Consider the following 7,216-nt stretch of genomic DNA (forward strand, 5'->3'; position numbering starts at 1 on the left):
GGTGTCACCCACCCTGCCTATGCGGCCCTCACCCGTTGTCGTACCCACGCGTTAACGTCAGCGCAGGACACCCGTAAGCCCGCACATCCGTGCCCGTACCCGCACGCCCCGCCGCGCGCCGGAGAGGAGCAGCCCCCGTGGCACCCAGGACGGCCCTCGCGCCCGACCCGCACGGCCCCGGCGGCCGGCTCCAGCCGCTGGACGACGCGGGCGCCCCGCTCGGCCCGCCCGAAACCGTCCCCGACCTCGCCGCCGCGGTCGCCGCCCGCGAGGCCGCCGGGAGCGGCGCCCCGCCCGCGCCGCGCTGGGTCTGGGCCACCACCGACTCCGCGTACGCCCCGCTGCTGGCTCGCCTGCCCGACCGGCTCGCCCGCTGCCACGACCTGCGGCTGGTCGAGGCGCTGCTGCTGGCGCACGAGGGCCGGTTCGGCGCCCCGCGCTCGCTCGGCGCCGCCTGGGCCCGGCTGCGCGGCCTGCCCGTCCCGGCGGACCTGCCCGAGCCCGGCCCGGCCGACGCCGACGACGGCCAGGACACCCTGTTCGCCCCCGACCGGCTGCAACTGCCTCCCGGCGCCGACCCGCTGGAGGCCGTGGTCGCCGTCCACGCCGAACAGCAGCGGCGGATCGCCGCGATCGCCGACCCGGCCGCCCGGCAGCGGTTCCGGCTGCTCGTCGCCGCCGAGTCGGCCGGCGCCCTGGTGGCCGCCGAGATCGCGCAGGACGGCCTGCCCTGGCGCGCCGACGTCCACGACCGGCTGCTCACCGAACTGCTCGGCCCCCGCCCCGCCGTCCCCGGCACCCAGCCCCGGTTGCTCGCCGACCTCTCCGTCGAACTCCAGCAGGCCCTCGGCGCGAAGCCGTTCAACCCGGACTCGCACACCCAGGTGCTGCGCGCCTTCGCCGACGCCGGCATCCAACTGGGCTCCACCCGCTCCTGGGAGCTCAAGGGCGTCGACCACCCGGCCGCCGAACTGCTCGTCCGCTACAAGGAGCTCGCCCGGATCCACGTCGCGCACGGCTGGGCCTGGCAGGACGCCTGGGCCCGCGGCGGCCGTTTCCGGCCCGAGTACGTCGTCGGCGGCGTGGTCTCCGGCCGCTGGGCCAGCCGCGGCGGCGGCGCCCTGCAGATCCCGCGCATCCTGCGCCGGGCCGTGGTCGCCGACCCGGGCTGGCTGCTGGTGGTCGCCGACGCCGCCCAGCTGGAGCCCCGGGTGCTCGCCGCGCTCTCCCGGGACGCCGGGCTGGCCCGCACCGCGGCCGGCGGGGACCTCTACGAGGCGCTCGCCGCGACCGCCTTCCACGGCGACCGGGAGAAGGCGAAGCTCGGCCTCCTCGGCGCCATGTACGGGCAGACCAGCGGCGACATCGGCCCGCTGCTGAACACCCTGCGCCGCCGCTACCCGGCCGCGATGGGCTATGTCGAGGCCGCCGCCCGCACCGGCGAGGACGGCGGCGTGGTCGCCTCCCGGCTCGGCCGGGTCTGCCCGCCCGCCACCGCCGACTTCCTCGACCTCACCGAGGCCGACGCGGCGGGCGAGGCCGGCGGCCGCACGGCCCGCGCCCGCGGCCGCTTCACCCGCAACTTCGTCATCCAGGCCAGCGCCGCCGACTGGGCCCTCGCCCTGCTGGCAGCCCTGCGCCGGCGGCTGGCCGAACTGCCGTCGGCCGGCCCGGCGGACCGCCCGCACCTGGTGTTCTTCCAGCACGACGAGGTGATCGTGCACACCCCGGCGAACCTCGCCGACGAGGTGGCCGCCGCCGTCACGGAGGCCGCCGACGAGGCCCGCCGGCTGGTGTTCGGCGACACCCCGGTCCGGTTCCCGCTCACCACGGCGGTGGTGGACTGCTACGCCGACGCCAAGTGAGTCTCGCCGAACCAGGTGCACGGCGCCCGGGTCAGGACAGCTTCCGGAATCCCCGCGCGTCCTCGGCCGCCGCGACCACCTCGGCCAGCCCCGCCCCGGTCGAGGCGGTGACGGCGGCGGCCACCGCGCCCTCCACGAACGGCGCGTCCGCCAGCCGCACGCCCGGCCGCGGCTCGTCCTCCAGCACGGTGACGGCGGTGAGCACCGAGCTGCCGAGGTCCGGCAGCACGACCACGCCCGCCCCGCCGTCCGCCCGCGCGATCGCCCCGGCGATCAGCTCGTAGCTGGTGCCGAGCCCGCCGTCCTCCGTCCCGCCGGCCACCACCACCCGCACGCCGTCCGGGGCGAGTTCGCCGAGCAGTTCGCGCAGCCCCTCCGCGAGCCGGGCGCTGTGCGAGACCAGGACGATACCCACGTTTCCGCTCATGCCGACGACCCTACGGCGCGGTCCCGCTGCTCCGGGAGAGTGACCGGAATCGCGCGTGTCGCACCCCGTGCCCGCCGCCCCCGTCTGGCGTAGCGTCGGTCCGGGGCCCCGCCCCGCACGACGGGCCCCACCGGCGTCCGCGGCCGCAGCGTCCCCACCGAGGTCACCGAGGTCACCAAGGGAGCGAAGAGCGTTGAAGAAGCTGATCAACACCCCGGAGGGCGTCCTGGAGGACGCGCTGGCCGGAGTCGCCGCCGCCCACCCGGAGCTGACGGTGGACATCCCCAACCGGGTGATCTCCCGGGCCGCCCGCCCGGCCGGGCCCAAGGTCGTGCTGATCTCCGGCGGCGGCTCCGGCCACGAGCCGCTGCACGGCGGCTTCGTCGGCCCCGGCATGCTCGACGCCGCCTGCCCCGGCGAGGTGTTCACCTCGCCCGTCCCGGACCAGATGCTGGCCGCCGCCAAGGCCGTGGAGACCGGCGCCGGCGTCGTCTTCGTCGTGAAGAACTACACCGGCGACGTGATGAACTTCGAGCTCGCCGCCGAACTCGCCGCCGAGGAGGGCCTGGAGGTCCGCACGGTCCTGGTCAACGACGACGTCGCGGTCGAGGACTCCACCTGGACGGCCGGGCGGCGGGGCACCGGTGCGACCGTCCTGGTCGAGAAGACCGCCGGCGCGCTGGCCGAGCGCGGCGCCCCGCTGGACGAGGTGGCCGCCCTCGGCGAGCGGGTCAACGCCGCCTCCCGCTCCTTCGCGATCGCGCTCACCGCCGCCACCGTCCCGGCCGCCGGCAAGCCGGGCTTCGACCTGCCCGAGGACGAGATCGAGGTCGGCGTCGGCATCCACGGCGAGCCCGGCCGCCGGCGCGAGAAACTCCGCCCGGCCCGCGAGCTGGCCGCGGAGGTGGTCGAGACCATCCTGACCGACCACCACCTGACCGCGGGCGACGAGGTGATCGCCCTGCTCAACGGCCTGGGCGCCACCCCGCTGCTGGAGCTGTACGTGGTCTACGGCGAGGTCGCCGCCCGGCTCGCCGAGCACGGCATCACGGTGGCCCGCAGCCTGGTCGGCAACTACGTCACCAGCCTCGACATGGCGGGCTTCTCGCTCACCCTCACCAAGGCCGACGCCGAACTGCTGGACCTCTGGGACGCCCCGGTCGACACCCCCGCCCTCAAGCGGGCCTGAGGAGGATTCGCGATGGACCCCGACACCCCGCCGTCCGGCCCCGCGCCGGCCGACACCGCAGCGTCCGGCCTCACGCCGTCCGGCCTCACGCCGTTCGACACCGCGGCGTTCGACACCCGGCTGGCCGAGGCCTGGATCGGCGCGATCGCCGCAGCCGTCGAGAAGGAGCAGTCCCGGCTCACCGAGCTGGACTCCGCGATCGGCGACGGCGACCACGGCAGCAACCTCCGGCGCGGCTTCACGGCCGTCCTCACCGCCCTCGACGGCCTCCGGCCCGCCGACCCCGGCGCCGTCCTCACCAGGACCGGCACGACGCTGATCTCCAAGGTCGGCGGCGCCTCCGGCCCGCTCTACGGCAAGGCCTTCCGCGCCATCGGCGCCGCCCTGCCCGGGCCCGCCGACCCGGCCGCCCTCGCCGAGGCGCTCTCCGCCGGACTGGACGCCGTCCGCCTCCTGGGCAGGGCCGAACCCGGCGACAAGACCATCGTGGACGCCTGGACCCCGGCCGTCGCCGCCTTCCGGGCCGCGGCCGCCGCCGGAGCCACCCTCCCCGGAGCCGCAGCCGCGGCCGCCGACGCCGCCGAACAGGGCGCCCGCGACACCATCCCCCTCCAGGCCCGCAAGGGCCGCGCCTCCTACCTCGGCGAACGCAGCATCGGCCACCAGGACCCCGGCGCCACCTCCACCGCGCTGATCTTCCGCAGCCTCGCCGACACCACGGCCGACGCCACCGACGCCACCGCCGGCTGACCCGCGCCGACGGACCGCCGGCCCCCTGCCGCTTCCCGCGCTCCGGCCAGGGCGCGGGACAGCGGGAGCCGGCGGACGGCGGCGGACGGCGGCGGGGAGCACCGGAAGTCAGCCGGAAGCGCGGGCCCCTCCGCCGAGCCGCCCGGCCCCGGGCCGACCCCTGGGCACCGACCGCCCGCCGGGCACCGACCGCCCCCGCCGAGGCCGGTCAGCCGTCCGTCCGCGCGATCAGCAACAGCAGTGCGTCGTCCCGCAGGTCCCCGCCCGTGTGCGCCAGCAGGTCCCCGTAGACCCGCCCCACCGCCGCCTCCAGCTCGCCCTCCGAGCGCGCGGCTCCGTGGACCAGCGCCCCGACCCGCTCCGCCAGCGGGTAGAACTCCCCGCTCGTCCGGTGCCGCGCCTCGATCACCCCGTCCGTGCAGAGCACCAGCACGTCGTCCGGTCCGAACGGCTGCCCCCAGGTGGCCGGCTCCCCCGCGGCCAGCCGGCCGAGCCCGAGCGGCACCCACGGGTCCGGCGATTCGAGGACGTGCGCCCGGCCCTGGTCGTCGACCCTGATCGGCGGCACGTGCCCGTACTGCAGCAGCTCCATCACCCCGGGCGTGCGGAACTCCGCGAACAGCGCCGTGGTGAACTCCCCGTCCGGTACGTGCCGTTCGACGCTGGCCTCGATCCGCGCCGCGACGCCCCGCAGCCCGGCCTCGTCGTAGGCGGCCTCCCGGAACGCGCCCAGCACCACCGCCGCGGTCTGCACCGCGGCCAGCCCCTTGCCCCGGACGTCCCCGACCGCGACCCGCGTCCCGTGCGGTGTCTCCAGGACGGAGTACAGGTCCCCGCCGATCCGTGAGGCGTCGGCCGCCGACACGTAGCGGACGGCCAGCCGCAGCGGCCCGACGACCGGCCCCGGCAGCCGCAGCAGTGCCCGCTGGGCGGCCTCGGCGACGGAGCTGACGGCCGCGAAGGCCGCTGCGCGCCGCATCCGGAGCCTGGCGACCCAGGCCGAGAACAGCGTCACCACCAGGTAGCTGACCATCGCGCCGTAGAGGAAGCGCGCGTCGTTGATGTTGTCGACCTCGTCGTAGTGACTGAGCCCGAACACCGCGACCAGTCCGAGCGCGCAGACCGCGAGCAGTTCGCGGGGCCGGAGGGTCAGCGCCGCGACGGTCGGCACGACGGTCATCAGCGGTGCCAGGTAGCGGTCCTTGCCGGAGAGGAAGTCGGCGAGCGCGACCAGCAGCATGGCGAGCAGCGCCGGGGCGGCGCGCCGCCAGAGCGGCACGTCCTGGAGGTCGGCGGCCAGCAGGGCGCGGCGCTGCCGGGCCGGGGGCAGTCCGGCTGCTTCGGGAGCCGAGGGTGACTGGGCGCGGCGGATCGGAAACACATATCGAACATAAGGGACGATCACGACGCGCACTCATCCGCCCACCCCTCCGGCGTCGCACCGTTCCCGGGCACCTACGCTCGGCTGTCGGGGCCCGCCCGCCGGTGTGCCGCACCCCACCGATCCCCGTGATACCCCAGAGGGGTATGGTGTCGGCAGAGTCGTTGACAAGAGTCCGAGCCCGGGCCGACCCGCCCGGGCCGCCCAGACCTCGGAGGCCCCGATGTCCAGCACCATCACCTACACCGTCTCCGGCATGAGCTGCGGCCACTGCGAGAAGGCGATCAGCGAGGAGCTCTCCGCCCTGACCGGGGTCACCGAGGTCGCCGCCGACGCCAAGGCCGGGACCGTGACGGTCTCCTCGGCCGCGCCGTTGGACGACGAGCAGGTCCGCGCCGCCGTCGACGAGGCCGGCTACGAGCTGGTCGGCCGTAGCGCCTGAACCGCCGAGGTGCGGCGGGGCCGGTGCAGCGGGGCCGGCGGACGGCCCCACGAAGGAGCTGATCCGCAATGAGCACCTCCGCCCCGGACGTCGAGGCCCGGGACCGGGTCGAGCTGTCGATCGGCGGGATGACCTGCGCTTCCTGCGCGGCCCGGATCGAGAAGAAGCTCAACCGGATGGACGGCGTCGAGGCGACTGTCAACTACGCCACCGAGACGGCCCGGGTCGTCCACGGCCCCGGGGTCACGGTGGCGGACCTGATCGCCACGGTCGAGCGCACCGGCTACACCGCCGAGCTCCCCCCGCCCCCCGCACCCGCCGCCCCCGGACCGGAAGGCCCGGCCGCCGCACCCGGGCAGCCCGCCGCCGACCCTCCCCCAGCCTTCGGCCGGGGGTACCCCCAGCTCGACCGGCTGCTGACCAGCGCCCTCCTCAGCCTTCCGGTGGTCATGCTGTCGATGGTCCCGGCCCTGCAGTTCACCAACTGGCAGTGGCTCGCCTTCGCGCTCACCGGCCCGGTCGTGGTGTACGGCGGCCTGCCGTTCCACCGCGCCGCCTGGACCAACCTCAAGCACGGCGCCGCCACCATGGACACCCTGGTCTCGCTCGGCACCCTGGCCGCCTTCGGCTGGTCGTTCTGGGCGCTGTTCTGGGGCCACGCCGGCATGCCCGGCATGCACCACGACTTCTCGCTCTCCGTCGCCGACACCGACGCCTCCTCCACGCTCTACCTGGAGACCGCCGCCGCCGTCACCGTGCTGATCCTGCTCGGCCGCCACCTGGAGGCCCGCTCCAAGCGCCGGGCGGGCGCCGCGCTGCGCGCCCTGCTCGACCTCGGTGCCAAGGACGTCACGGTGCTGCGGGGGGCGCGCGAGGAGCGCCTGCCGGTGGACCGGCTGGCCGTCGGCATGCGCTTCGTGGTCCGGCCGGGCGAGAAGATCGCGACCGACGGCGTGGTGGTCGAGGGCGGCTCCGCGGTGGACGCCTCGATGCTGACCGGGGAGTCCGTCCCGGTCGAGGTCGGGGTCGGCGCCGCCGTCACCGGCGGCACCGTCAACGCCGGCGGGCGGCTGGTGGTCGAGGCGACCCGGGTCGGAGCGGACACCCAGCTGTCCCGGATGGCCAGGCTGGTCGAGGAGGCGCAGAACGGCAAGGCCGCCGC

The 7,216-nt window shown here is 76.3% G+C and carries 7 protein-coding genes; 5 read left to right on the forward strand and 2 right to left on the reverse strand.

Annotated features, from left to right (window positions below; genetic code table 11):
• Positions 1-137: 137 nt before the first annotated feature.
• Complete coding sequence (locus tag ACFV04_RS19980; protein WP_380530666.1) at positions 138-1,865, forward strand: bifunctional 3'-5' exonuclease/DNA polymerase; 1,728 nt, start codon at positions 138-140, stop codon at positions 1,863-1,865.
• A 31-nt stretch (positions 1,866-1,896) separates the two neighbouring features.
• On the opposite strand, the gene dhaM is transcribed toward ACFV04_RS19980, so the two are convergent.
• Positions 1,897-2,292 (reverse strand): dihydroxyacetone kinase phosphoryl donor subunit DhaM, encoded by a 396-nt coding sequence (gene dhaM / locus ACFV04_RS19985; protein WP_380338779.1) that lies wholly within the window; start codon positions 2,290-2,292, stop codon positions 1,897-1,899.
• Between the two features lie 193 nt (positions 2,293-2,485).
• Between dhaM and dhaK the strand changes: the two genes are divergently transcribed.
• Complete coding sequence (gene dhaK, locus ACFV04_RS19990; RefSeq protein ID WP_380338776.1) at positions 2,486-3,481, forward strand: dihydroxyacetone kinase subunit DhaK; 996 nt, start codon at positions 2,486-2,488, stop codon at positions 3,479-3,481.
• A gap of 12 nt (positions 3,482-3,493) precedes the next feature.
• Positions 3,494-4,231 carry a dihydroxyacetone kinase subunit DhaL gene (gene dhaL, locus ACFV04_RS19995; protein WP_380530670.1) on the forward strand — a complete coding sequence of 246 codons (738 nt, stop codon included), beginning with the start codon at positions 3,494-3,496 and terminating at the stop codon, positions 4,229-4,231.
• A 208-nt stretch (positions 4,232-4,439) separates the two neighbouring features.
• Here the strand turns inward: dhaL and ACFV04_RS20000 are convergent, their stop codons facing one another.
• The gene (locus tag ACFV04_RS20000; protein WP_380338771.1) at positions 4,440-5,612 is read right to left on the reverse strand and encodes a PP2C family protein-serine/threonine phosphatase; all 1,173 of its coding nucleotides are present in this window, start codon (positions 5,610-5,612) and stop codon (positions 4,440-4,442) included.
• A 223-nt stretch (positions 5,613-5,835) separates the two neighbouring features.
• Between ACFV04_RS20000 and ACFV04_RS20005 the strand changes: the two genes are divergently transcribed.
• Both ACFV04_RS20005 and ACFV04_RS20010 read left to right on the forward strand, forming a co-directional pair.
• Positions 5,836-6,054: a cation transporter gene (locus ACFV04_RS20005; RefSeq protein WP_360262357.1), complete on the forward strand. Its 219-nt coding sequence runs from the start codon at positions 5,836-5,838 to the stop codon at positions 6,052-6,054.
• 68 nt (positions 6,055-6,122) lie between these two features.
• The coding region (locus tag ACFV04_RS20010) for a heavy metal translocating P-type ATPase (RefSeq protein ID WP_380530674.1) at positions 6,123-7,216 on the forward strand (1,094 nt) is incomplete at its 3' end.

This window comes from Kitasatospora sp. NPDC059599 (genome assembly GCF_042735125.1).
In the GTDB taxonomy this organism is placed as follows: domain Bacteria; phylum Actinomycetota; class Actinomycetes; order Streptomycetales; family Streptomycetaceae; genus Kitasatospora.

Coding starts and splice junctions, on each gene's coding strand:
- ACFV04_RS20005 (WP_360262357.1), top strand. CDS start 5,836: ATGTCCAGCACCATCACCTACACCGTCTCCGGCATGAGCTGCGGCCAC.
- dhaL (WP_380530670.1), top strand. CDS start 3,494: ATGGACCCCGACACCCCGCCGTCCGGCCCCGCGCCGGCCGACACCGCA.
- dhaM (WP_380338779.1), bottom strand. CDS start 2,292: ATGAGCGGAAACGTGGGTATCGTCCTGGTCTCGCACAGCGCCCGGCTC.